Genomic DNA, 25,010 nt, shown 5'->3' with positions numbered 1-25,010 from the left:
AATATGTCTGCTACTAATTGTGCTCCGGGAGCCGCCGCTCCGGCGGCTAGTCGTAAGAAGCTGGGCTTCCTGGACCGTTACTTAACGTTATGGATTTTTCTGGCCATGGCCATTGGCGTAGGCCTTGGCAATTTTCTTCCCTCATTGCCGGATTATATCAATACATTTTCAAGTGGAACAACCAATATCCCGCTTGCTATTGGCCTGATCCTGATGATGTATCCACCGCTTGCCAAGGTGAAATACAATAAAATGGGCGAAGTATTCCGAAATACCAAAGTGATGACTGCTTCCCTGGTACTGAACTGGATCATCGGGCCGGTTCTCATGTTTATACTGGCTGTTGTTTTCCTTCCAAATCATCCGGATTATATGATCGGGCTAATTTTGATCGGTCTTGCCCGGTGTATCGCCATGGTTTTGGTCTGGAATGAACTGGCAGAAGGAAGCCGGGAATATGCTGCCGGACTTGTGGCACTAAATAGTGTGTTTCAGGTATTGCTTTACAGCTTTTATGCCTACTTTTTTATCACTGTATTGCCTCCTTTGGTTGGGTTAAAAGGATTAGCGGTAGATATAACTATTTCAGAAATTGCTAAAAGTGTAGGCATTTACCTGGGAATTCCTTTCGCTGCCGGAATGCTCAGCCGTTTTGGACTGACTGCCCTGAAAGGAGAAGACTGGTATGAGAAAAAATTTATCCCTTTGATATCCCCAATAACTTTGATTGCACTTTTAGCTACGATCATGCTGATGTTCAGTCTGAAAGGGGAGCTTATTGTTCAGTTGCCGGGTGATGTTCTTTTAATCGCTATCCCCTTGGTCATATATTTTGCAATCATGTTCCTGGTGAGCTTCTTTATGGCAAAATCGCTGGGTGCCAACTACTCACAAAATGCTTCGATCGCCTTCACAGCGGCAGGCAACAATTTTGAACTTGCTATTGCAGTGGCTATCGGTGTATTCGGGATCAACTCAGGCCAGGCATTTGTTGGGGTAATCGGCCCGCTCATAGAAGTTCCGGCACTGATAGCCTTGGTTAACGTTGCTTTTTGGCTCCGTGATAAATATTATAAAACTGAAACTGCTAATTTATGAGAATTGTCCTTTTTTCAGACATTCATGCCAATTTGCCTGCCTTAAAGGCATTTTTTGAAGACATTGAAACCCGCGAAACCGACGCTATTTATTGTCTAGGTGATCTGGTCGGTTACAACATCTGGCCTAATGAAGTAATAGATGAAATCAGAAAGCGGGGTATCCCTACCATTGCCGGGAATTACGATTTTGGCATTGGAAGGAGCAGCGACGACTGCGGATGTGCTTACAAGACAGATGATGAGAAAGAGAATGGAAAGGTTTCGATAGCCTTCACCAATGAGATCGTCAAGGACGAGCAGAGAGCTTATCTGCGTACTTTGCCTTCACACATACGATTGGACTTTCAATTAAATGACAAACCTCTTTCAGTGCTTTTGGTACATGGAAGTCCGCGCAAGGTGAATGAATATTTATTTGAAGACAGAGAAGAGAAAAGCATGATCCGGATCATGGAGCAGGCAAATGCAGATGTGATGCTTTTTGGTCATACACACAAACCGTATCATAGGATTTTGGATTCAGTTCAGACAGACGGCAGCGATTATTTCCGTCATGCGATCAATATTGGCTCGGTGGGCAAACCCAAAGATGGGAATCCAAGGGGTGGGTATGTGATTCTTAACATCAACCAGGATACATCAGTGACAGACAAAAAGAGTATTACGGTTGAATTCGTACGCTTTGAATATGATGTTGAAAAAGCAGCCAAAGCCGTAGAAGACAGCATTCTTCCAAATGCATATGCAGAATCTTTACGAACCGGAAAATGAGAATAGCACTACTATCTGATATCCACGCCAATCTTCCTGCTTTTGAAGCAGTGTTAGAAGATTTGGAAAAACAAAAACCAGATGCGGTTTACTGCCTGGGCGATTTGGTTGGTTACAACGTGTGGCCTAACCAAGTAATTGGTTTGATCCGCAAACATGGAATTGCCACCATTGCAGGAAACCATGATCTGAAAGTCTCCAAGATACCTCCATTAGAAGGGGATTGTAGCAGTCAGGAAAGCAGAGAATATGCCTATAAACTAGTTGGGGAAAAAGAGCGGAATTATTTGCTGACTCTTCCCAGGCATTTAAAACTTGAATTTCAGCTCAATGATGATATTTTGAATATGCTTTTGGTACATGGTAGTCCCCTCAGTATCAATGAATATCTTCTAAAAGAACTACCTGAGCCGTATGTAATAGAAATGGTCAAAGAGTTTAGGGCTGATATTTTATGCTTTGGCCATTCCCATAAGCCTTATCACCGCATCATTAATTCTGGTGAGAATGGCAAGAATCATTATCACCACTTGATTAATACTGGCTCAGTTGGTAAACCCAAGGACGGCGATGCACGGGCTTGTTATGTTATGCTTACCATTAACCAACCGGCAACTGTGACAAGTCCTGATGGGATAAAAGTTGAATTTATCCGGGTGAATTATGATGTTGAAAAAGCAGCCCAGGCGGTCGAGCTTAGTTTGCTTCCTGATGCATTTGCGGATAATCTAAGAAAAGCATATTAATCTTTCTTTTGTCATGAAAGCTATCATTTTTTGTACTGCAATACTTTCCTTGTTTTGGGTTAACCATGACCTAAAAGATTACACAAATTCATCTCATGAAATAACCCGGCAGCTGACGACAATACTTCAATATCCGCAAGTGTTATACAACCATGAGCAAAGCAGTATTGTGGTAATCCAGTTTCATTTGGGAGAAAGTCGTACAATAGGAAGAGTGAAAGTTTTTTCAGAAAACCAGGATCTTAATTACGATCTGATCCGTCAGTTAACCGGTAAGAAATTACAGCTTTCTTCAGACTATCCTTCCGAAAAGTTCACAATTAAATTAAGGTTTAATCTTAAGAAGTAAATTCCAGCTTTAAATTATACTTTACCGTTTATTTGAACTCCTCTATGTCTTAAATATTTATAGAGTGTCATTTTAGAAATTTCCAGGTCAGCTGCAATTTCATTTACTTGCTTCCATTATCGATTTTAAATCCTAACTATTGGTATATTCCCACTCACTGAAATCGCCTCTGAAACCGGCTTCGAAAGTCTTTCCTATTTCTCCCGTATCTTTAAAAATGTCACCGGGCTTAGCCCCACGCATTATAAGATGAATAATCATATTGTTTAGGGCTGTCGGTAATCGGCAGTCAGCCTCCCTTACCCCTTTAACCATTAACCACTTCCGTTTCTACTTTACTCCACACTTTCATTTTATACTGTAAAGCTGCTATAGCCAATACTCCGTAAGCTGCGATCTGGATACCAAGGTGTTTGATAAAGGGCAGGACATTTTGCAAATCTCCTTGTTCTATCAGCAGGATTTTGTGCGCATTCAGAAACGGTGTCAGCGGAATAAGATTGGCAATAAACTGTACGCCTTGTGGCATGGACGACAGAGGCCAGCTGAAGCCACCTATCAGGAAGGCAGGAGTTGAAAACATCATCAGCACCTGTGTCGCTTTGAGCGCGTCAGGAATCAGAACGCTGAACAGTACACCCATAAATGTAATTGCGAGAACAAAAAGGGAGGTTGTGATTATAAAAGGCTGAAGCGATACCGGCATAGGTGCATGAAAAACCCCATGCATCACATAATAGAATCCTAAGACACCTACGGTTAACAGCCAGATTGGCAATGCTTTTACAAAAATGGCCAGGGCGGAATTGCGCGTATAGCTCATCAGCTCAGTCTGAAAAGTACGACTTTGCAATTCTGACGCAAAACTTACCGCAAATGCCAATAGTAATACCTGCTGCAATACCACCGCCAGAACCGCCGGCCACATAAAAGTGAAGTAATTTCCTGTCGGATTAAAGAGACGGATATAGTTGGATTTAAAAGGTTCATACTGCGTTGCAGCCTGTGGAACTCCTTTTTTCATCAACCCCTGAATTTCCATTCCCGCGCTGAAAGTGCCCAACACCGACTGAATCCCCTGCGACGCCATGTTGGCTGTCAGCAGATTAGCTGTATTGATGAAGGTATTTACTTCAGGATAGCGTTTCTGTAATATATCAGCTTCAAAACGTTCAGGAATTGTTACTACCAGCACGGCCTGAGAATTAAGCAGCTCCTGCTGCGTGCCGGTATTTTCTCTTTTGACTTGTTGCACATGCAGCTTCTCACTGTCTTCAATCATATCTATCAGTCTATTGCTCAGTGGAGAATTATCCTGATCGACTACTATTACCGGCAATTCGGTCACTTTTCCCTCTTTATATACAAATCCTATCAGAACTGCATATATAATCGGCGCAAAAATCATCACGGAAAGCAAGGTCTTGTTTGCAAAAAACAACCTGAATTCTCTTCGCACCATTTCTTTGAAAGTCTTCATTGGATGGGGTGTTAAGGTTTAAGATCACAAAACCACTGTTGCATTAGCCAAAAGGCTTTCTGCCTGCTGCACATCCTTGGGCTGTATTTTCAGCTCATAAACAGCATCCTCGATCTGATAATCAGGATAGGCACTGGTCACATCTGCATAGCGGTTGAGCTGCTTGATATTCTGAATGGTTGCTTTTATTTCACCCTTGCTGTAAGGCACGTGTACAGTCAGCTCATCTCCCTTTTTATAAGCTGCGATGCGGCTTTCAGGTACAGTGAAACGGAAATAGGTAGTGCCCGGCAAATAACCGCTGAAAACAGGATAACCAGCTGTTGCCAGTTCCCCCTGACGCAATGTGATGGTTTCGATCTGCATAGCATTGGCTGCGATGATATATCTTTCAGAATAAGCGACTTCTACTTCCTGCAATACACCCAAAGCTTGATCGGCCTGGCCTTGCGAGGCAGTTTGTGTTTCTGTTCTTACACCTCTCAATGCCTCTGCCAGTTCAGCATCCACCGCATCAAGCTGAGCGCGCGCTCCCTGAAACTTGGCTACCATTTCGTCGTAGGCCTGGGGTGTCATCATACTATCTGCGAACATGGCCTTGGCTCTGCTAAAGGATTTTTCAGCAAAATGATATTGTTCTTTAATACCTGCCTGTTTGGCCCGTAACTGTTTGATCTGATTTTCTGTGGCACCATTGCGCGCCAATGACCGCTGCGCTCCGGTGGCTTTTACCGCTCCTTTGGCCTGAGCCAATTTGGCATTCACTTCAGGAACATCCAGCATGGCGAGTGTATCACCTTTTTGAACCAAATCCCCTTCCTGAACATATATTTTCAAGATTCTTCCCGTAACTTTTGGAGCAAATGCCAGTGTCTCTCTTTTTACTTTTCCTTCAACAGGTTTCTCCGTTTTTTCTGAACAGCCTGCACCGGCAAGTAACATGCTAACTATAAGTGTATAGGGCAATATGGACTTCGTATTCATGCTTTCTAATTTTTTTGGTTTGATATCTTATTTCACAGCATCTGTTGTAAGGCTTCCCGTCGCTTTAAGAAGCTCAACACCTGCACGTCTCTGGTTGAATACTGCCTGTAAATAATCCAGGGCAGCATTCTGGTAATCTGTCTCAGCACCAACCAGATCCGACGTTTTAATTAAACCTGTCTTAAATTCTTTACCAGCCTGTGTAAGCGCGTCAAAAGCAACTCGTTGCTGTTTATCGCGGGCGCTCATCTCAGCCTCAGCTTGTGCCAGTTCAGTTTTCTGGCGAATCAGATTAAGTTCCAGTTTCTCAACTGCCTCCTCTTTTTCCAACCTTGTTTTCTGCAGCTCAATTTTAGATTGCTGTACTTCTCTTTTTCCTTTATTCCCGTCGAATAAATCCCATTTGAAGCCAACGCCTACATTAAAGTTCGGGAGCAGCTCCAGTTTGTTCGTTTTTAGCGCCATCGTATTTCCTGTCGGGAAAGGCTCTTTCGCTTTCAACTGAATACCATACAGGTTTAAATAACCAAGGGAGGTAGACGCTGCCACTTTAGGCTTCCACCAGCTCTTTGCAGCTTCAATTTTATATTGCTGAGCCATAATGCCTGCGTCCAGTGCAGCGAGTTCTGCCCGTCCATGAATACCTGCATCGGGTTGACTTCTATAAAATGGGCTCAGATCATGGTCAATTAGTTCCAATCTTTGCGTTTCAATACCGGTGTATTTATGAAGAAGTTGTATCAGCATGGTGCGCTTTCCTTCGTACTGTTGCTGTTTAGCATCCAGTTGCGCTTTGCTTACATCTATTTTCTGGTGTTCAAATTTTGTGATCAGTCCGTATTCAAAGGCCTTGTCGGCAATTGCAGTATTCACTTCAAGTCTTTTGCTGCTTTCGGTGAGTACTTTTTTCACCTGTTTTAGTAAGGCAAGCTGGTCATAAGCCGTACTTACATCTGCTATAATCTGTTGTCTGTCTGTTTCCAGCAAAGCGGTTTGCGCTTTCTGCTTTTCACTCAACGCCTTCTTAAGCGCAGGGACTTTTCCTCCAGAGTACAAAATCATTTCCGCTTTCAGGCCGCCAGTAATCAGATTCGCCCGGTTGGTGAACGATCCATCCACCGCCGGCAGAGCGATACCCAGCTCAGGCACCACGTTTGCGGGTGCATCCAGATTTATTCCCGAAGCCAGAAAGGCGTATTTACCTGACAAGTCCAGATGCGGAAGGTATGTTTCTGCTAATTTACGTTGATCTATATGGGTCAGGTCTATATCCAGCTGCTTCACAGCCAGACCATGGTCTTTTTGAAGTGCTGCCGAGACAAGTTCGTCCAGACCCGGCGCATGTTGTGCAAATACATTTGCTGTCCCGAGTACTGTTACAAAACCTAATCCCAATTTGATGATCCTTTTCATAATGGTTCGATTTGCATTTTTTGATGATACGTGATTTAACATTTTGATAAAGAGCCAAAATTAGTATATACGATCGCATGTGTACTAGTTATAGTATAAAAATTGACAATATATTAAATTGCATTATTTTAAGTTGTAATTCATTTCTGCTTTGAAAAGTTAGGGGCACTATTTTTTGATAACTGACTAAGAAAAAAGAAACCTATGCATCCTGCCAAAACCGAAGCGGTAAGGATCGAGAATTTTGCTTCGGAAAGAATCAAGTGTTCCCCTTCAAATGAGAGCAGGGCAATAAAAATAGACATGGTAAATCCAATCCCCCCAAGTATTCCCACACCAAAAATATGCTTCCAGTTAGCACCACTAGGCAGTTTTGCAGCCCCTATCTTTACAATGATCCATGAAAACAAGGTTATCCCTAATGGCTTGCCGATCAATAATCCTAAAATAATACCCATGCCAAGTACGGTAGTAAGGCCTTCCATCATGCCCGCTTCAAATTTTATATTGGTATTGGCCAGTGCGAACAACGGCATAATAATAAAGTTGACTGGGTTTGCTATGATGTGTTCAAGCCTTTCGAGTGGTGATTCCTTAGCATCCGGGGTGGTAGGAATGGCAAAGGCCGTTAATACGCCGGCAATGGTAGCATGCACTCCGGAATGGTGAATAAAGTACCAGATAAACAAGCCAGGAACAAGATAGGCAACCAGGTTCTTTACACCTAATTTATTGATAATAAGAAGAAAAATAAAAATGCCACCAGCATAAAGAAGATACGTATAATGAAGTTCTGATGAATAGAAAATAGCTATTACTAAAATAGCCATCAGATCATCAACAATAGCCAAGGCAGAGAGGAATATTTTTAAAGAAGTCGGAACCTTATTGCCTAGCAGAGATAGAATTGCCAAAGCGAAAGCAATATCTGTTGCCATGGGAATCCCCCATCCACTTGCAGTATTTGTTCCAGTATTGATCATATAATAGATAATCGCCGGAGCTAAGACGCCTCCAAGGGCAGCAAAAATAGGGAGAGCCGCTTTTTTTATTGAGGATAATTCGCCTTCAATGAGTTCTCTTTTAATTTCAAGTCCGACCAGTAGGAAAAATATGGCCATCAATCCGTCATTAATCCATAGAGAAATGGAATACTTAAGGTGAACATTACTGAAATTCATGCCTACCTGATAGGAAAGGATGTCTTCGAAGTAAGGACCTACTCCTGTGTTTGCTATCAGTAAAGAAATAAATACGCATGCGATTAAGATAATCCCTCCGGTTGAACTGGATTGGAAGAATTGTCTAAATGATTTCAAGTTTATTGTACTCATAATGGTAAAAGTTGCTGAAAGTATTAGTGATTTAATATAAAACGTTGAAACATTCCCCAACAGAAGTTAAACTTACAGATATTGGAATGATAGATTATTTTCCGTTGATTTGAATCCCTCGGTGTCTCAGGTACTTATAAAGTGTCATTTTAGAAATTTCTAGGTCGGCAGCAATTTCGTTTACTCCTAACTTACGTTCATTATATAACGTTTGCGCAAGCATCGCCTTTTTTTCAGCCTCTTTTGAAAGGCCACGGCTACGTCCTCCTTTCCGTCCACGAGCACGGGCGGCTTCCAATCCAGATTTTGTTCGCTCCCTGATCAGGTCTCTTTCAAATTCTGCCAGTGAGGCAAAAATATTAAAGATCAGCCTGCCTTGGGCAGTAGTTGTATCGATATGATCATTAATGGAAACCAGGCCGATTCCCCGTTTCTCAAAATCAGAAGTCATTTCAATCAAATGTTTTAAAGAACGCCCCAGCCGGTCAAGTTTATAAATGTAGATGACATCACCCTCCCGTAGGATCTGCTGCATGGCGGCCAGCTGTGGCCTGTCGGATTTTATTCCGGAAGCTTTTTCCTGGAATACTTTTTCACACCCGGCATTTTGCAAAGCATCCAATTGCATTTCCAAATTTTGATCCTGGGTCGATACCCGTGCATATCCAATTTTCACTTTTTGTCTACTTTAATCCATGTGATAGGTCAAATTTAATGTACTTAGATTGGTATACAAGTTTATTTTACTAAATTGATAAAATTCACCCGGTTTTCGGTCATTCCTTACTCTTTATGAGCATGACAAGGTTGTACATTTTGAGCAACGTTTTTTTATACAAACAAATCGTCTCATGCCAAGAAAAGAATACCTGACTTCCGAAGCACGGCAACGATTTGACAATCCACCTGTTTTAAGTGTTGACCAGAAAATAATTTTCTTAGAAGCCCCTCAGTGGGCAGCTGAATATGTCAAGACTTTACAAACACCTTCCAACAAAGTTGGTTTTCTATTACAGGTAGGATACTTCCGGGTAGTCAGCCGTTTTTTTGGATCGAACCGTTTTCACCAAAGTGATGTAGATTTTGTAGCAGCAAGAATTTCTGTTGATGTCAACGCTGTACAAATGGAAAAATATGAAGGACGGACATCTCTGAGGCACCGGGAAGATATTCTGGGATATTTCGGTTTTGCACCTTTTGACAAATCTTCGACTGAAACATTGATTGAAGAAACAAAGAGACTAGCCCATGTACAGACCAGGCCATATCTGATATTTGAAGGTATGGTAGATTTTCTCCAATCACACCATATCGAAATTCCAACATATCAAAGCCTGAAAACGATTTTAGACAAAGCGCTTACCAGTTTCGAGCAAAATCTAGAATCTATTTTAAATAAGTACCTGACTACCGCCGATATTTTGCTTTTAGAGCAGCTTCTTGTCGAACACACTTCTTATCAGCAGGACAGCAGGAAGCATTTGAAAGTAAAACGATATGAGATTACATTCTTTAAGCGGATCTCGCAATCCATGGAAACCAAACAGATTCGTGAGCGAGTAACCAACTTTGAAAGTTTGAAGATCATGTATTTGCAGCTATTACCCATAGTGAAACGCTTAAAATTATCTGACACCACTGTTCAATTTTACGCAGAATACGTTATCAATAATCAGGTAACGCAAATAGCTACACGTAGCACTAACCGCTATCTTCTTTTGATTTCATTCATTATCCACCAGTATTATATGCTGGGAGATGCACTTATCCTGACTTTGAATAGTGCGGTCACCAATTATGTCAATGGCTGTGAGAACCTGGTTAAGCAGCAGCTTTATCAAAACAGGATGCAGACTGCGCAACTGGTTAGCAGCGTTGCCCACCGGAGCAGCACGCACATTGATGTTTTGGGTGCCATTGAACAAATTATTGCTGACACTACAATAGAAGCCTTATCCAAAGTTACATTGATTGAACAGCTTTTTAAAAACAAACGGCTATCTCAAAAACTCTTACAAGAAGACCAGAAGCGCCTTAAAGCATTAAAGGAAGCCAACCAAAAAATAAATGACCGGGAGGATTTCTATCAGATACTTGAAAAAAATGCATCGAAATTGAATGGTAAAGTCAGTGATATCGTAAAAGCATTGATCCCTAGTTCGACTTCATCAGGAAAAGATATCCTTTCTGCGGTCCGGTACTACCAGGAAAAAAATGGTTCTATTATTTCACGCGCAGCTGTACCAACTGATTTTTTAGGAATGGAACAACAGCAGCGGGTATTGACTACGGAAGGAAAATTAAGGACAGGTTTATATAAAGTATTCCTGTTTCAGGAAATCAGGGATAGTATCAAATCCGGAGTACTTCCAATCGATTCATCCTATGATTACCGTAGTTTTGATGAGTATCAAATACCGGCAACGGTTTGGAACAAAGAAAAGGAAAAGCTCATGGAACAAGCTGGATTAACAGCTTTTGCAGATTCCCGAAAAACTCTCCTCAAATTAAATGAAAAGTTGAATGCCCAGATAAAATTGACAAATGAGCGTATAGAAAAAGGAAGCAACAAACAAGTATACTTTGATCCGGCTGGTGACTGGCACCTGATGAAAGATAAACGATTAGAAGAAGTCGTTGATCTGGAATCGCTCTACCCACAAGAATATGTAATTCCATTGGTGGAAGTGCTCTCAACCGTCCAGAATGCGACTGGCTTTATATCTACATTTATTCATAGTGGAATTGATCACATACCCAAACGTCCGGAAGAAAAACTGTTTTTTGCAGCGATTCTTGGCTTTGGTTGCAATATCGGTATCCGGAAATTCTCTTTCATGTCAAAAGGAATACGTACAAGTTCTTTGGAGACAACGGCACTCCAGTATTTTTCGCCAGAGACAGTATTACAGGCAAATGATAAAGTACTTGCATTTAGCAACTCTTTACCACTTACCGAGCATTTTAGAAAAGATGCTGACTTTATTCATACTTCCAGTGACGGCCAAAAGTTTGATGTTTCCGTTGCTTCATTGGTAGCTTCTCCGTCATTTAAATACTTCGGTAATGGAAGGGGTGTGACCATGTATTCCTTTCTGGACGAAGCTGGACAGTTATTTTACTCAACAGTATTTAGTGCAGCTGAACCCGAATCACATTATGTTTTGGATGGTTTGACCCACAATGAGGTGATCATCCCAAATGCGCATTCAACAGACACGCATGGGTTCAGTGAACCCGTATTCGCAGTAACAGGTCTTTTGGGTATTGAATTTCGTCCAAGGTTCGCAAGGTTTCATCACCAGCAGCTGTATTCAATTGATGAAGCCAGGACATACCGTGAACTGAATTATAAAATTGTTCCCGGTCTTAAAGTTAACTTGGTTCACCTGGAAAATTATTGGGATGAAATTCTAAGACTTGTTTGTACTATCAAGTTGGGTTACGCTAAGGCATCAACGTTGTTTAGACGTTTAAATTCCTATTCTAAACAACACCCGCTTTACAAAGCCCTCAAAGATTTGGGAAGGCTCTACAAAACAGTATACATTTATCAATACATGGATGATGAATTAATCCGAAAATCGGTGTCTGGCTCACTTTCGAAAATTGAGAACAGTAATAACTTTTCCAAGGCCATTACCGTAGGCAACAACCAGGAATTGATCTGGGCTACCAGAAAAGAACAACTGACAGCGGAAGGATGTAAAAGGTTGATAGCAAATGCGGTGAACACTTATAATCTGTTGTTGTTATCTGAAAAACTGGTAGCTGTGGAGTCCGAACAAGACAGGCAGATCCTGTTGAAAAAAATCCTTGCAACTTCTACCCATAGCTGGGCACATATTAACCTGGTGGGAGAATACGACTTCTCCGATGGTAAGGATTATAAAACGTTTGATTTGAGCTCGATCATGGATTTGAATCTAACGCCTTAGAATTCATTATTCCGGGCTACTTACAAATGAAATTGCTACACGAAAGTCGTGACGGTTTTTCTCCCTTTCTTTAGTTTACCCCCACTTACATATTCTGGGAAAGCAGGTGTTTCCAGGAGAGGTCGCCAGTCAGGGTCCCAGTTATTGTTGATTACCGTTTCAGGCCTCACCCTTACTGTTCTGAATTTCTCATCCCAGCAAGCAGAAAATGCGTCAAAAAGAGATAGTGCGCCCAAAGTGTAAGCTTCCGTGGAGCATATCAAATCCAGCTTTTTATCTGTTGCAACCGTCCTGATAATCGCCAGCCAATGCCCGGCTGGAGACATTTTCTTGTTTGCAAACATGGCGTGGCCCACCACATTAGTTACAAATGCATTATCGTCCCAAAAGTAAGCGGTTGCTTTTTGATCGGAGGTTAATGTTTTGCTCATGTTATAAACTTCCATTGTAAGTGCCATGAATTTACTTTTTTCACCCAAATCATATTTAGCAGGTGGTGGGCAGCGGAACTGCGTCACCGAGTCCAGCGCGAAAGTCCGTACGGTATTCCACATAGGCTCACATGCATCCGCATAAGCAGGCGGCGTAGGCACCCATGTTCCCGGCTCATTGGTAACGGTATAGCGATACCCGCGAATCTCTTTATAATTGTCCTTTGCAGAATATGCGAGCACGTGCTTAGCCACTGAATCCCCATATGCAGTAGAGCGTTCAAAAACATCCTCTGGTATGCCCATTTTGCGATATTTTTCAAATAGGCCTTTCTCGTATTCATCCCACATGTTACCAGAGAAAGTAAGTGTGCGCCCTACTGTGGTGAAAGCTTTAATACTTGCTAGCGGATAGCAATAAGCCAAAGCAGAATCAGGTTTGGGTGGGGCTGTAAACTTGACCAGCTGCCCGCCAAGGGATTGATAATCTTGGTGTCCAGGCACGAGTGCTTCGTAGGCTGCAAGAAAAGAGTAGCTATAAATCCGGCTTGCAACAGGTGCTTTGAAAATATCATGAATAATCACATCGGTGAGATGCGTGGCCGTTTCATGAAAAATTTGTGGATCGGCGGCTTTGGCGTTGTATTCATCCGGTGAAACACTTTTAGTGCATCCGACGACAAGCAATATAAATATGAGACAGGGTAAAGGTAACTTCATTTTAAAGATATTGAGGAAAAAATCATTTGTCAAAAGCAAAGACAGTAAAATTAGAACGTGTAGACCTGACCGTCAGCAGGAACCAAAACGTGCTCTGCCATGTGCTGCTCGCCCAGGAATTCGACCAGGGCAGTGCGGGTAAGTGTAAAGGATTTACTGCCTTCATATGCACAAGGGACTATCGCATTAATTGTGTAAACTTTTCAATCGGGGTCGGGCAAGGCTTACAGCCTGACCCTGGTTTCAAAAATAGTTAAAATTGGCTCAAGATCATGCCCCAGTTTCTGATGGGCATTGTCCATTTCTTTGAAGCTTCCCTGAGTGCTAGGTAAACCGATTTCATCACCGCTTCATCAGTAGGGAAGGAAAGTTTGTTTCTCATATACTTTCTTATTTTCCCATTAAGGTTTCAATCAAGTTGGTAGTATAAATGATTTGTCTGATCTCCAAGGGAAAATCAAAAAAGGCGGTCAACTCATCCCAGTTTTCTCTCCAGCTTTTGATGGCATAGGAATATTTGCCATTCCATTTGAGTTCGAGACTATCCAAGGCAACCAGGGCCGCCTGCCAGGCAGGAGCCCCTACATTGACTATGGACAATCAGTTATTTATGAGACAGATCAAACTTTGTTGAGGCTGCAATTCTATTTTTCGGCTTTCAATAACCTTTGGTATGCCATTAAAAGGGCTACTAAAATCAGTGCAACGTATGTAACAAATGTCTGCTTGAGGTCTATCGACGAATAACCGTGATAGTCTCGGGAGGCAGACTGAGGGATAGCATCTACATTTTGTAAATTGAAAGTCCGGTAAGTATTTTCATGGGCCATTTTGGGATAATAAAATCGCTGTGTCTCTTTCCGGAAGCTATCAACATCCATACTGAAGCGGTTAAACTGCTCCCAATGTGTGCCGGTTAAAGCTGACAATTCTTCCTGCATCATCAGGGCCGGGCTTAGCACTTTCAGACGGCCGATTGCCTGCTGCTGTTTGCGGATCTGGCCATAAAGTTTGCCCTCCGCAACATTGGTAGCCACATCCTTGATTTCCTGACTCTTGTAAACGATCACTCCGTAACCATACACCATTCCGGGCGTAATAATGGAGGCTTGCCGGATCATCGTGCGCGGACTGCTAAACACATCTTTGGTCAGATCCCGTCCATCCTTTTCAAAGTATTGATTTATCGCATTCCGCTCTTCGGTGAGCATGTCAATGCGGCTGGGGATGGGATATGCTTTATTAAGGCCAATCTGCAAAAGATTAGGAACGATAACTCCGGTGAAAAGCCAGATAAATATGAGCACCATTGCATTCACATTGGAACTCATCGAAAAGCTGTTGACCAGAAACGACATCCCAAACCAAAATGCGAAATACAGCGAGACAAATGCTACCAGCCAAAACCAGTTGCCCGTGCCCAAAAATCCGGTTCCGATTTGGCTGATCAGAAATGGTGTTACAACCGCCCAAAAGAACAGCGTGAAAAGGGCATACCGTATTCCTATGCGCCAGAGGATCATTTGGGCAATGGACTGGTTACTGGTTTTAAGCAGCACCCACGTTCCCTGCTCCTTTTCAGAGGACAACACATTGTAGCTAAATACAATGATCAGCAGCGGAAAAAGATAAATAACCACAAATGCGAAGTCGAAATTGCCGATGAACTGTAAAAAACTGTTTTCGATTTCGGACTCGTAGGTCAGATATTGCTTTTTATTGATATAAACCTTGTAATAAAATGGCTGCACATCACTTTGTCCCACATTCAGTGCCTGTAGTGGAAATGGATGTTTAACCGCATATTTCGGTCCTTCATTTCGCGCGACGTTGTAGGCAAAAGTAGGATCGTCCCAGATAAAGCCAGGATAGGTCATCTGGTTGGCTTCAACTCTTTTGATCCGGGTTTTCAGGCTGTCGGTCATTTCCGCCTCCGACTGCCGGATCTTAATGATTGTTTCCTCCTGCTTGTGAAGCATACTGCTGCCGATCCAGAGCGAAGAAATCAGCATCAGAATGATCAGGGTAAAAAGGGAGACAAAAACCTTGTTTCGAGCAAGGATCTTGATTTCGTGTCTAAATAATATATGGATAACCGGTAATTTCATGAAAGTGATTTTAAATCGGGCGATGCGGGTTTGGCAACCTTAAACAGTCATTTTCCGGCAACTGAAAGCCATGAGAAATACTGAGAAAATAGTCCAGCCGAAGAGAATGACCATAGAATGGACTGCGTTCCCGAGCCGCCAGCCAATGCCGGGGGCATTGTAGGAAAACTGCGGCACCGTTTTCCAGAAATCATTGCCGGCTACCGTGTTTTTTTGGTAAAATTCATCCACGATGACTCCAACCTTTCGCCGGTGCAGCTCTGCTTTTTGTGAAAAATCATTATGCGTGCTCATATCAGTCGCCGTGATGCGCATAGAAAAATCGCGGAACGCCAGAAAGGGCGAAAGCCAGGCGCTGGCCAGCACAAAACCGTCCTGCAAGCTCTCGTTATTATCCACAGCCTGATACGCCCTGTCCATGACAACACCGTCCGATTCTTCGAAAAACTCAATCGTGATCGGAATGAAATAGACTGGCAGATCTTCGATTTTGCTTACATAGTATTGCTTCATCGTGCTTTGAAGCAGCTCTTCGCGGCGCACATCCTTGTGCCCTTCATCACCTACGCCATATTGTTTTTCATCGAAAGTCTTGTTTTCAAATTCCAGCGAGGTAATAGCAGGATGCAGGTTTTTGGAAATCTCCCCCGATAGTCTGGGTAGCAGAAACACACCAATCAGCCAGAAGCCTGAGAGCAGGATCAGCGATAGGGTCGAGCTTTTGGTCAGCAGGGAAACGCTGACGCCTATGGTCATGATCAGCGTAGAAAAAAGGATAAGACCTGAAATATAAATACAGTAAGCTGGCAGTATTCGGGCAAAACCTGCCTGATCGTTTGCTTTCCATAAAAGTATCAGACAGATCAACGCGATGAAAAAGATCATGGAAAGTATCAGTACCAGACACGCACAAAGCTTCCCTGCGAAAATCTGAGCGGTGGTTGCCTTGGAGCTGAGCAGCAGCTTGATCGTGCCGTTTTCCCATTCTTTGGAAAAAATATTGTGGCAGATCAGAAAGATAAAAAGGGGTAAAATGAACTGCACCAAGTAGCCGATATTCAAAAAACCGAAACTTCTCAACCCTGTTGCGTCGCTGATCTCCTTGAACTTGACTACGCCCCGTTTATGCGGTTCCAAATAAAAAGAGTTACCAGTATAATCCTCGATCCCATTCTCGATCATGGCCATATCAGCCGTGGGTTTGTAGGCATAAAACCCGAAATGTGCACCCAGATGCGGATTTTTGTCGCCCTGGGAAATGAATTGATTATACGTAACCTCCTGCGACTCGCTCAGCAGGAGGCTACAGCTTAGGTAGGAAGAATAACCATTGTAGAGCGCCAGAATCGTCAGCGTAAGGATTGCCGCGAGCATCCAGACGACCCTCGAAGTCCGGAACATTTCCTTTAATTCTTTTTGAATAAGTAAGCGGATCATCTACACGTCTTGTTTTACAATGTCAATGTAAATCCTAGTCAGGTCGGAATGTGAAATTTCCTCGGAAAGCAGGTCGTGATGCAATGTGCCCTGGTGCATGATCCCAATCCTGTTACCGAGATTTTTGGCCATCAGAATATCGTGGGTGGCCATTAATGTACTTACTCCTTGATCGCTGAGACGGGTGATGATCTGCGAAAACTCATTACTGGCGTGCGGATCCAAGCCGGAAGTGGGCTCGTCAAGGAAAAGCGCTTTGGCTTTTTTGACCAGTGCAATAGCGATACCGACCTTTTGCCGCATACCCTTCGAATAAGAAGAGACACGTTTATTGATCGCCGAATGTTGCAGACCGGCCGTTTCCATAAAGCTGGTAAGTTCCTCTTTCGAATAGTTGTACCCGGAAAGGCCGCTGAAAAATTCAAGGTTTTCCATGCCGGTCAGGGTACCATACAGATTAACCACTTCGGGGATATAGGCCACCAGATCGCGGGTTGTATGGTTGTTGACCGTCACTTCATGTCCGTCAATTAATGCGCGGCCGCTGTTGGCAGGGATAAAGCCCAGAAAAATATTGATGGTGGTCGATTTTCCAGCACCGTTTGAACCTAGCAGACAGTAGATATCGCCTTTTTTGATTTCCAGATTGAGGTTATTCAATGCGGTATGCGTGCCAAATTGTTTGGTCAGGTTTTCTGCTTTCAGCATAAAAATTGGAGTATTAAAATATCAATGGACAATTAAAATGAATAGCTCACACTAAGCCGACCATTGATCGAAGCCTGCGGCACCCAGTAGTATAGATTTCCTCTGTACCAGGGCGTAGCGATCAGGTGTTTGTTTAATAAATTATTGATAATGAGATTGATTTTCATTTTTTTTATTCGGTAACCCGTGCCCGCATCCAGACGAAAAAAATCAGGAACAGGCTGCGGCGCGGCCGTTACATATCTTTCTCCCCTGCCCGCCTGATACTGGTAACCCAGCGAAACCGAAACACCGTTCAGGATATTGGAAGGCAACTCATAATTCAGCCAGGTATTTTGAATATGCTTGACATACATCGGTGTGCGCTGACCGATCAGGGCTGTATTTACGTCATGCTCCACTTCCGCGTCACTAAAGGCATAGTTAACCACAACATTCAGACCGCGGGCGATTTCCCCTTTGACATCCACATCAATACCTTGCGAACTCGTTTCTCCCACCTGTATCCGGTATGATGGATTGTCGGGATCTGAGGAAACGATATTGGACCGTTTGATCTTGTAAACCGCCAATGTTGTATTCCAGCGGTTGTCGAACCAATTCTTTTTGACCCCGATCTCATTGTTCACACCTGTAAGCGGTTTGATCACCCCACCAGTGCTTGTCGCTCCGGTTTGCGGTACGATGGTCCTATCATAAAGTGCATAAACGGAAAAATCGGGTTTGAGGCTGTAACTGAGACCGATGCGGGGTGTTACCTTTTGATCCTCAGAACCTGTTTCCACTTTTAACACCATGTTGTTAGTTTTGACGGAGGTAAACCGGGCACCCAGTGTCAGTCGCAATTTGTTTTGAAAAAAAACCAGCTCGTCCATGGCGTACACGGAGTAGTAATGGATCTTCTGACTGGTATTACCGTTGTGAATCCCTCCGGGTGTTTGGTAATCCGGTATTTGGGCACCATGCACCGGATTTGTAATGTCGAGCGGATAATATGTTAAGATAAGTGTTCCGTTATCGTTTGTCTGCGTATCGTAGGAAACGTAGCTGTCGGCAGTGAATTTCTTCTGGTTTAAATCCACGCCAGCCAGTATCTGGTGGTCGATCGCACCGGTTCTAAGTTTACCATTTACAAATGCCTGCTGAGAGAAAACGGTCGCCTGGTCCAGGTCGTATTTCGGGTTGCGGAGCAGGATGTTGGGGTTTGCGGAATTGGCACCCGTTACCCACATGTAAATCCCCTCTTTCTGATTTCTCATAAAGGCCCCCCTAGCGGTCACACTCCAGTTTTTATTAAACGCATGGTTAAATGTCACAAAACCGGTGTGATCCGAAACATTATAAGGATCAAGGCTCTTTTCATTAATGGTAAAATCATTCGGTAACGTCCCGAATCCAACCGGAGTCATCACGATCGGGCTCATCATCGCATAGCTGAACTGTTGGTACATATATTCAGCAGACACCGTGGTCTTGTCACTGGCGACATATTTGATGACGGGGGCTACGAGCAGGCGTTTGTTAAAATCGGTTTTGACAAATGAATTGGAAGCCATACCCATCACATTGAACCGGTATTGTACCTTGCCTTTTTTGTCCAGCAGCCCGTCGAGGTCGGCCGACACCCGGTAAAAATCCCAGTTGCCCAGCATCGCATTGATCGTATAATGCGGCTTGCCGGTAGGCTGCTTGGTCATGACATTGAAAGTACCCGCCGGATCGCCAATGTTATTCATAAAGCCGGAAGGACCTTTGATAAACTCCACACGGTCGATGATGGCGGCGTCTTCGGGAACCGGGCCACGGTAAATGGGCGTAAGATCAATTCCGTTCCGAAGCGTGGAAACCAGTCCGCCACGCATGAACATAAAAGGTCCCAGGTTATTGGACACTTCCTGTCGAACCACTCCGCTGACATTTCGTGAAACGCCGTCAGTCATATTAAACACAGCTTGGTCATAGATCAACTCGCTGCCAACTTCCTGAATGTTTTGGGAAAGATTGATCAACGGACTTTGCAGGCGCAATGCGCTCGAAACCGTATTAAGATTATACTCTTTGTAGTATTTGGAAGTGATGTTAACTTCGCCTAATTCCTGACCGGCGGATTCTACCAACAAAACCTCAATAAACTGATTACTATTGGTGATTTCGACAACCTGTGTCGCGTAACCTAAACTACTTACCCTTATCTCTCCTATCTTCTCGTTTGATTGAAGCTCAAATAGACCGTTCGAATTGCTGCGAGTCCCTGTCGATTTACTGCTAATAATGCTGGCATCTGTGATAGGAAGTTTGCTACCCGAGTCAGTTACCTTTCCTTTGATCGTAAATTGGGAAAATGACTTTGTCACACCAAAAACCGCCAACAATAGTAAAATCCTTATTTTCATCTAGTTATAAAAGCAATTTTGATTTTTATAATAATTATTATTTTTTCCTGGTGTGATGTTATTTATTGAAATGAACCTTGGAAATATCTTACTTTTGAATTTATCTGGAATGCCTATCTTTTGGTCTTTCACTGAGAACGGTCAACAAAGTTTCACCTCATTAAAGAGTTGCTCATTGGTTTGTGCAGATTAGGCAAACACATTGATTCCGAGCAACTCTATGGCATCAGTTTGGCCGGATGCCATAATGACCAAAACCTAACTTAAGGGCTACTGCACTCTCCATATTGGTAGAGGTTTCCCAGAGTTACGGAGTCGGAAGCTCTTTACGGGCAATGCGAGGGTCTATCGACTGAAATAAAGGCTTCAGGATTTGTACAAATTGTATGCTAAATTCCGGCCAAGGTATGTTCGGAATAGTACAACCACACGATTTTCCGCCGTGTTCAGCGCCACTTCTTTATCTTACATCCATATTGTTAAGTGTGCGATCTGCCTGCGGCTTCATATCGCATGAAACAAAAAAAGCAGATAAAGCCGTAAACAATATTATAAATGTGCTCTGAACATTTTTACAAAGATTGCGCTGAAAGCTGGAATCTTATAATGGAGATTATTTAGACTGGTTAACGCATACTTTTGTTTCCAAAAGCCTTAGTCATTTGAAACGGAAATAGTATCCTTTCTTGAATGCATGGCTGAAAACCTGCACTATCCAACATAACAAATAAATTGGCATCATACGCTACACATACTTCTTTTTGTTCCGTCATGAATATAGGAATATGCTTGTTTCCAATCTCGAAACAAATTATACCAACGCTTATTAAATTAGTAGGACGAAGTACAATGCAGTCACAGGGCTTTATTTTTAGAATAATTGCCTGTTCTTCCGACACAAACAGTAAATCGCCATTCTGAAAGGTGGTTCTGTCAGCTTTGTCTACCAGAACATCTATTCCCCCCATCGTTTTTTTTCTAATTCGCGACTTGGTTGTTTCATACCACTCCACTTCTAGAAAATCTATTATTCTTTGCCCCAACTCTACACCGTTTCCCAGGGAGCGGGTTATTTTAATAGGTTCTCTCATCATAGTCAGACGGGCTATATGGCTACCTGGCTCGTTTTTTTTTCGTTCACCTTGGTCACTAGCCATTCGCACCATTCATCCATTCCGTCCCCTTTCAAACTACTGATTGATATCACTTCAATGGTTGGGTTAACTTCTCTGGCATCCTTGGTCACAGCTTCAACCGAGAAAGGAACATAAGGAAGCAAGTCCGACTTTGAAATTACCATTAGTTCACTTGTCAGGAACATACGGGGATATTTTTTAGGTTTATCGTCTCCCTCTGTTGCCGCAAGCAGGGTAACGCGGATATCTTCCCCCAAATCAAATGCAGCCGGACATACAAGGTTTCCAACATTTTCAATGAAGAGTAAATCTACCCCAGTCAAATCAATGTGATCCAGTGCCTGAAGGATCATCTGGGCTTCAATGTGGCACATACCGCCCGTTACGATCTGAAGGGCATTAATACCTACTTCTTTCATTCGAATTGCATCACGATCTGTTTCCGGGTCCCCAACCAGGACTGCCATATTAATCTTGTCACGCAGTCTTCTACCAGTTTCCTGCATTAGGCTAGTTTTACCGCTACCCGGAGATGAACATACATTGATTACCAACATATCGGGTAACCTTTCACGTATGGCCTTCGCAACGAAATCATTGGCCTTAAGCAAGTTTAGGGTTGTATTATCGCATTGCACTGACCCTACGGGCATTCTATTACTTTTTGGATTTATAGGCGTATTCATTGTTATAATTTTTAGCTTAAAAGTTTTTACTGGCCAGAAAATTGGACCTCGCTGATTTGCAGCTCCTCCCCCTGGATAATTTTTTTTGATGGCAGCCCACAGACACAAATGAACCTATGCTTTTTTACTTCAAAATCTTTGTCACAAGCATCACAATGGGCAATGATCGGTAAAAGCAGTACTTCCAGTTCCACGTCAGACAAAGACGGCTCTTCCTGGATAAGTGCCTCAAATGCATTTTGGATTAATATGGGTTGGACATTGCTCAATAGGCCTGCCTGAACCTGTACTTTAACGATGCGGTCAAATTTTTCCGGATAAGTTTGTTCAAGTGTCTGAAACACATTCCTAACTATTGAAATTTCATGCATTTTCTTTTACACCAAGGGTTTCTCTTTAAATACTTACATACCTTGGGCTAAACTTCTGCCTTTGCGCATGTTGCTTCGATTGCTTTTTTTTTTCGAAATTTTATTATCGTTTTCTTACCGTCGACACCTATATATGCAGCGTTCTTTTGTATTGCATCTGTCGTCTTCCTAATTTCGCTGTCTGAAATAACCGGTGGTAGAGCTTCCGACTGTTTTTCGGGATCAACTACGGTCAAAACATCCTGGCTTTTGTGCATGGTAAACTCCCAGCAAAGCTGCCCCATCGTGGTGAGCCAGTCATGTAACAGCGTTCCCTCATTGCCCATTGCCCGGAGCATAATAGCATCAGCAGCACATTCTGTAAATCCAAAGGTAATTTGTTCGTACTGGCCAATTAAAATTTCATCCAGTTCACTTTTTAATTCCCGAGCATAAGGTGAGACAAATATCAGGGTGGCTTGATGAGTATAATCTTCATAGAACAAAATGGAAGAAACCGGCTGCCAGGCTGGTTCAAGCAATTGATTATCCAGCAATACTAGTTTTTTATCCCTAAATATCTTTGTAATACTGTGAATACTGGTAAATTGAAAGGATTCACCGGAATATACGCGTCCAGAGGCAATTATATCACCCCATATAAGCGTCGCACTTTTATCTAAATGAATCTCGTTTACAGTTTTGAACTTTGCATTGGAAAAAGGTGTCACCGGATGCGGTATGTATTTAAAAACACCGTGCTTTTTAACGTTTACAGCCGTCTTCTGAACGGCTCCTTTTTTCATCGGATGTAATTTGCTAAACGATTGGGTAAAAAGCTTAAGATGTGCCTTCTCATGAACATCTACGGTAATGGATATTTCGTCTTCATCCATAATCCCTGGCGAAGCACTCATCATGATTAATTCCAGATGCTTATGCAGATGCCGGGTTCCATAATGAATTACTTTATATGGGGCACTATGGAAGCTGTCTTTCAACAACGTATGCTCTCCTTCACTTTCCGCGTTTATCCTAATCGTACTTTTAAGCATTTTCGACGTCTCTTTCTAGCAGTGCGTAGGTCTTAATCCAGTTGATTACTTTATCAACACCTTGCAATTTCATTAGATTTGTGAAAATAAATGGGCGTTCACCACGCATTCTTTTAGAATCTCGCTCCATCATATCCAGGTCTGCGTTAACATACGGAGCCAAGTCAATCTTGTTGATAATAAGTAGGTCCGAACGTGTTATTCCAGGGCCGCCTTTACGCGGTATTTTATCTCCTTCCGCCACATCAATGACAAAAATGGTCACATCCGCAAGATCTGGACTGAAAGTAGCAGATAAATTATCTCCACCACTTTCAACAAAAACAATTTGTGTATCAGGATGGCGTTCAACCAACTCTTCCACCGCCTCCAGGTTCATGGACGCATCTTCCCGAATCGCCGTATGCGGGCATCCGCCCGTTTCCACACCTGCAATCCGGTCTGCAGGTAAGCTTGAATTCTTTATTAGAAACTCGGCATCTTCGCGGGTATAGATATCATTGGTAACAACGCAGATACTATAATCTTTTTGCATGATCCGGGTAAGTCGTTCAATCAATGCTGTTTTGCCAGATCCTACCGGCCCGGCAATTCCTATTCTCACGTGTCTATTTACCATAAAATCTATCTCTATTTTTATCAGGAAATGTAAAGTCTGGAATACTGTTTTTCGTGTTGCATACAGCGAATATCCTGACCAATGCAACATAAACCAACGAGCGAGTCATCAAGCATTTCCTGCTTCTGAACAAGTTCGTTAATCGTTGCCTGCAAATCAAAAAGAATCTTCTGAGCATCTCCCTGGCCTATTGGTATCAATTTGGCGCAGTTGGTAACAATTCCATTCAATGTATTATAATAAAATGCAGTGAGTGCATCTTTAAGGGATATTCCGCTGGCATGTGCATACAAGGCAAATGCTACGGGATAATGTCCCTGCATATTACCCTGCTGTATTTTGCTTAGATAGTTGCTACACCTGGTTACTGGATATAACTCTTTGGTTAGCTTCAGAAAACGGATCGCCAATTTTCTGCTCGCCAACCTTATTTCAAGAGGAGATTTTAAAGCGGATATGAGCTCGTCTAACCTTTGAAAGTGTAATGCCGATTTTTTTCCCTCTAACAGTTTCCACGTCATTTGAAGAAAAGCTGCGTCATTATAGTGAATACTATATCGTAGCATATTCTGAGCATACACTTTTGCCGATGGCGTATCCTTTACAATACCCTGACTAACATAGGATTCCAGACCATAGGAGTGAGTGAAACTACCAATGGGAAACATGGAATCGTTAATTTGCAAAAGGGTCAACAATGGCTGCATTCGTACCTTATTTTATATTGATGGGTCGATTATAACTTTTCTCGTGTCTTTGGACAGCCAGAGCATGGGTTTTTAAAAGTTTTCTGTTTTCCTTGACAGGCTTGAAGCCAGACCGTTCAAGCAGTCTAAACAATGGTTGTTCGAATTCCACAATAATTTCAGCATCTTCGCTGATAAAAAGCGGAATATGCTTGTTGCCGATCTCAAAACAGATCGTTGCCATTTCTTTAAAGTTGCCAGGTTTAAAGACGATACAGGAGCAAGGGAGAATATTAATTGCTATGGCTATCTGCTGATCCATATAAATAATATCCCCGTCTACGAGGGGTATCAAATTCTTCCTTATTGCTATGTCCTTACCACTTCTTGTTTTTTTGCGAAGTGTTGTTTTTCCTGTATCAAACCAGTCCAGATCCAGTATATCCAATTCCCTGTTATCAAGAAATAAATTGGCCGCATTCCCCACTATTTGGCTTGTAAAAATCATAGCATTAATAAAGCATTACCGAAGCTGGCTGCCGCCCGGACCGGTAATGCTTTTTTTA

23 protein-coding genes and 1 pseudogene are annotated in these 25,010 nt (G+C 42.7%); 6 read left to right on the top strand and 18 right to left on the bottom strand.

What is annotated here, in order from left to right; translation table 11 throughout:
• The first annotated feature begins 3 nt into the window (after window positions 1-3).
• From arsB to FEM33_RS27010, 5 genes are all read left to right on the top strand, one after another.
• Window positions 4-1,098, top strand: coding sequence for an ACR3 family arsenite efflux transporter (gene arsB / locus FEM33_RS10050; RefSeq protein WP_139011935.1), 1,095 nt, complete (start codon window positions 4-6; stop codon window positions 1,096-1,098).
• Window positions 1,095-1,871, top strand: coding sequence for a metallophosphoesterase family protein (locus FEM33_RS10045; protein WP_139011934.1), 777 nt, complete (start codon window positions 1,095-1,097; stop codon window positions 1,869-1,871). The genes arsB and FEM33_RS10045 overlap by 4 nt, the downstream gene beginning before the upstream one ends.
• Window positions 1,868-2,617 (top strand): metallophosphoesterase family protein, encoded by a 750-nt coding sequence (locus FEM33_RS10040; protein ID WP_139011933.1) that lies wholly within the window; start codon window positions 1,868-1,870, stop codon window positions 2,615-2,617. Before FEM33_RS10045 ends, FEM33_RS10040 begins: the two co-directional genes overlap by 4 nt.
• A 13-nt stretch (window positions 2,618-2,630) precedes the next feature.
• Window positions 2,631-2,966, top strand: coding sequence for a hypothetical protein (locus FEM33_RS10035; protein WP_139011932.1), 336 nt, complete (start codon window positions 2,631-2,633; stop codon window positions 2,964-2,966).
• A 129-nt stretch (window positions 2,967-3,095) separates the two neighbouring features.
• Entirely contained in the window at window positions 3,096-3,236 is a 141-nt protein-coding gene (locus FEM33_RS27010) for a helix-turn-helix domain-containing protein (RefSeq protein WP_139011966.1), read from the top strand.
• Between the two features lie 37 nt (window positions 3,237-3,273).
• On the opposite strand, the gene FEM33_RS10025 is transcribed toward FEM33_RS27010, so the two are convergent.
• The 5 genes from FEM33_RS10025 to FEM33_RS10005 all read right to left on the bottom strand — a co-directional run bounded on the left by FEM33_RS10025 (window position 3,274) and on the right by FEM33_RS10005 (window position 8,853).
• Complete coding sequence (locus FEM33_RS10025) at window positions 3,274-4,446, bottom strand: ABC transporter permease (RefSeq protein ID WP_139011931.1); 1,173 nt, start codon at window positions 4,444-4,446, stop codon at window positions 3,274-3,276.
• 24 nt (window positions 4,447-4,470) lie between these two features.
• Entirely contained in the window at window positions 4,471-5,430 is a 960-nt protein-coding gene (locus FEM33_RS10020; RefSeq protein WP_229214180.1) for an HlyD family secretion protein, read from the bottom strand.
• 27 nt (window positions 5,431-5,457) lie between these two features.
• Window positions 5,458-6,843, bottom strand: a complete 1,386-nt coding sequence (locus tag FEM33_RS10015; RefSeq protein WP_139011930.1) for a TolC family protein — start codon at window positions 6,841-6,843, stop codon at window positions 5,458-5,460.
• A 140-nt stretch (window positions 6,844-6,983) separates the two neighbouring features.
• Entirely contained in the window at window positions 6,984-8,177 is a 1,194-nt protein-coding gene (gene nhaA / locus FEM33_RS10010; RefSeq protein WP_139011929.1) for a Na+/H+ antiporter NhaA, read from the bottom strand.
• Window positions 8,178-8,271: 94 nt separating this feature from the next.
• Entirely contained in the window at window positions 8,272-8,853 is a 582-nt protein-coding gene (locus FEM33_RS10005) for a recombinase family protein (RefSeq protein WP_139011928.1), read from the bottom strand.
• Window positions 8,854-9,028: 175 nt separating this feature from the next.
• On the opposite strand from FEM33_RS10005, the gene FEM33_RS10000 reads away from it, so the two are divergent.
• Window positions 9,029-12,115, top strand: coding sequence for a Tn3 family transposase (locus FEM33_RS10000; RefSeq protein ID WP_139011927.1), 3,087 nt, complete (start codon window positions 9,029-9,031; stop codon window positions 12,113-12,115).
• 35 nt (window positions 12,116-12,150) lie between these two features.
• Here the strand turns inward: FEM33_RS10000 and FEM33_RS09995 are convergent, their stop codons facing one another.
• The 13 genes and pseudogenes from FEM33_RS09995 to FEM33_RS09935 all read right to left on the bottom strand — a co-directional run bounded on the left by FEM33_RS09995 (window position 12,151) and on the right by FEM33_RS09935 (window position 24,952).
• Window positions 12,151-13,266, bottom strand: coding sequence for a phosphatase PAP2 family protein (locus FEM33_RS09995; protein ID WP_229214179.1), 1,116 nt, complete (start codon window positions 13,264-13,266; stop codon window positions 12,151-12,153).
• A gap of 224 nt (window positions 13,267-13,490) precedes the next feature.
• A pseudogene (locus FEM33_RS27140) lies at window positions 13,491-13,845 on the bottom strand (transposase); the annotation flags it as partial.
• A gap of 65 nt (window positions 13,846-13,910) precedes the next feature.
• A complete protein-coding gene (locus tag FEM33_RS09985) occupies window positions 13,911-15,374 on the bottom strand; it encodes a DUF3526 domain-containing protein (protein ID WP_139011926.1) in 1,464 nt (487 codons plus the stop codon).
• 39 nt (window positions 15,375-15,413) lie between these two features.
• Window positions 15,414-16,811 (bottom strand): DUF2705 family protein, encoded by a 1,398-nt coding sequence (locus FEM33_RS09980; protein WP_139011925.1) that lies wholly within the window; start codon window positions 16,809-16,811, stop codon window positions 15,414-15,416.
• Window positions 16,812-17,519 (bottom strand): ABC transporter ATP-binding protein, encoded by a 708-nt coding sequence (locus FEM33_RS09975; RefSeq protein WP_139011924.1) that lies wholly within the window; start codon window positions 17,517-17,519, stop codon window positions 16,812-16,814.
• 32 nt (window positions 17,520-17,551) lie between these two features.
• Window positions 17,552-19,912: a TonB-dependent receptor domain-containing protein gene (locus tag FEM33_RS09970; RefSeq protein ID WP_139011923.1), complete on the bottom strand. Its 2,361-nt coding sequence runs from the start codon at window positions 19,910-19,912 to the stop codon at window positions 17,552-17,554.
• 626 nt (window positions 19,913-20,538) lie between these two features.
• Window positions 20,539-21,006, bottom strand: a complete 468-nt coding sequence (locus tag FEM33_RS09965) for an urease accessory protein UreE (protein WP_161597091.1) — start codon at window positions 21,004-21,006, stop codon at window positions 20,539-20,541.
• A gap of 11 nt (window positions 21,007-21,017) precedes the next feature.
• Window positions 21,018-21,734, bottom strand: a complete 717-nt coding sequence (gene hypB / locus FEM33_RS09960) for a hydrogenase nickel incorporation protein HypB (protein WP_229214177.1) — start codon at window positions 21,732-21,734, stop codon at window positions 21,018-21,020.
• 26 nt (window positions 21,735-21,760) lie between these two features.
• Entirely contained in the window at window positions 21,761-22,105 is a 345-nt protein-coding gene (locus tag FEM33_RS09955) for a hydrogenase maturation nickel metallochaperone HypA/HybF (RefSeq protein WP_139011921.1), read from the bottom strand.
• A gap of 47 nt (window positions 22,106-22,152) precedes the next feature.
• Window positions 22,153-23,139 carry an urease accessory protein UreD gene (locus FEM33_RS09950; protein ID WP_139011920.1) on the bottom strand — a complete coding sequence of 329 codons (987 nt, stop codon included), beginning with the start codon at window positions 23,137-23,139 and terminating at the stop codon, window positions 22,153-22,155.
• Window positions 23,132-23,758 carry an urease accessory protein UreG gene (gene ureG / locus FEM33_RS09945; protein WP_139011919.1) on the bottom strand — a complete coding sequence of 209 codons (627 nt, stop codon included), beginning with the start codon at window positions 23,756-23,758 and terminating at the stop codon, window positions 23,132-23,134. Before ureG ends, FEM33_RS09950 begins: the two co-directional genes overlap by 8 nt.
• A gap of 20 nt (window positions 23,759-23,778) precedes the next feature.
• Complete coding sequence (locus FEM33_RS09940) at window positions 23,779-24,465, bottom strand: urease accessory protein UreF (RefSeq protein ID WP_139011918.1); 687 nt, start codon at window positions 24,463-24,465, stop codon at window positions 23,779-23,781.
• 7 nt (window positions 24,466-24,472) lie between these two features.
• Window positions 24,473-24,952 (bottom strand): urease accessory protein UreE, encoded by a 480-nt coding sequence (locus FEM33_RS09935; RefSeq protein WP_139011917.1) that lies wholly within the window; start codon window positions 24,950-24,952, stop codon window positions 24,473-24,475.
• Between the last annotated feature and the right edge of the window lie 58 nt (window positions 24,953-25,010).

This window comes from Dyadobacter flavalbus (assembly GCF_006149045.1).
Lineage (GTDB): Bacteria > Bacteroidota > Bacteroidia > Cytophagales > Spirosomataceae > Dyadobacter > Dyadobacter flavalbus.
The sequence above is the reverse complement of the archived record's forward strand: the minus strand, read 5'-3'. Positions and strand labels throughout refer to the sequence as shown.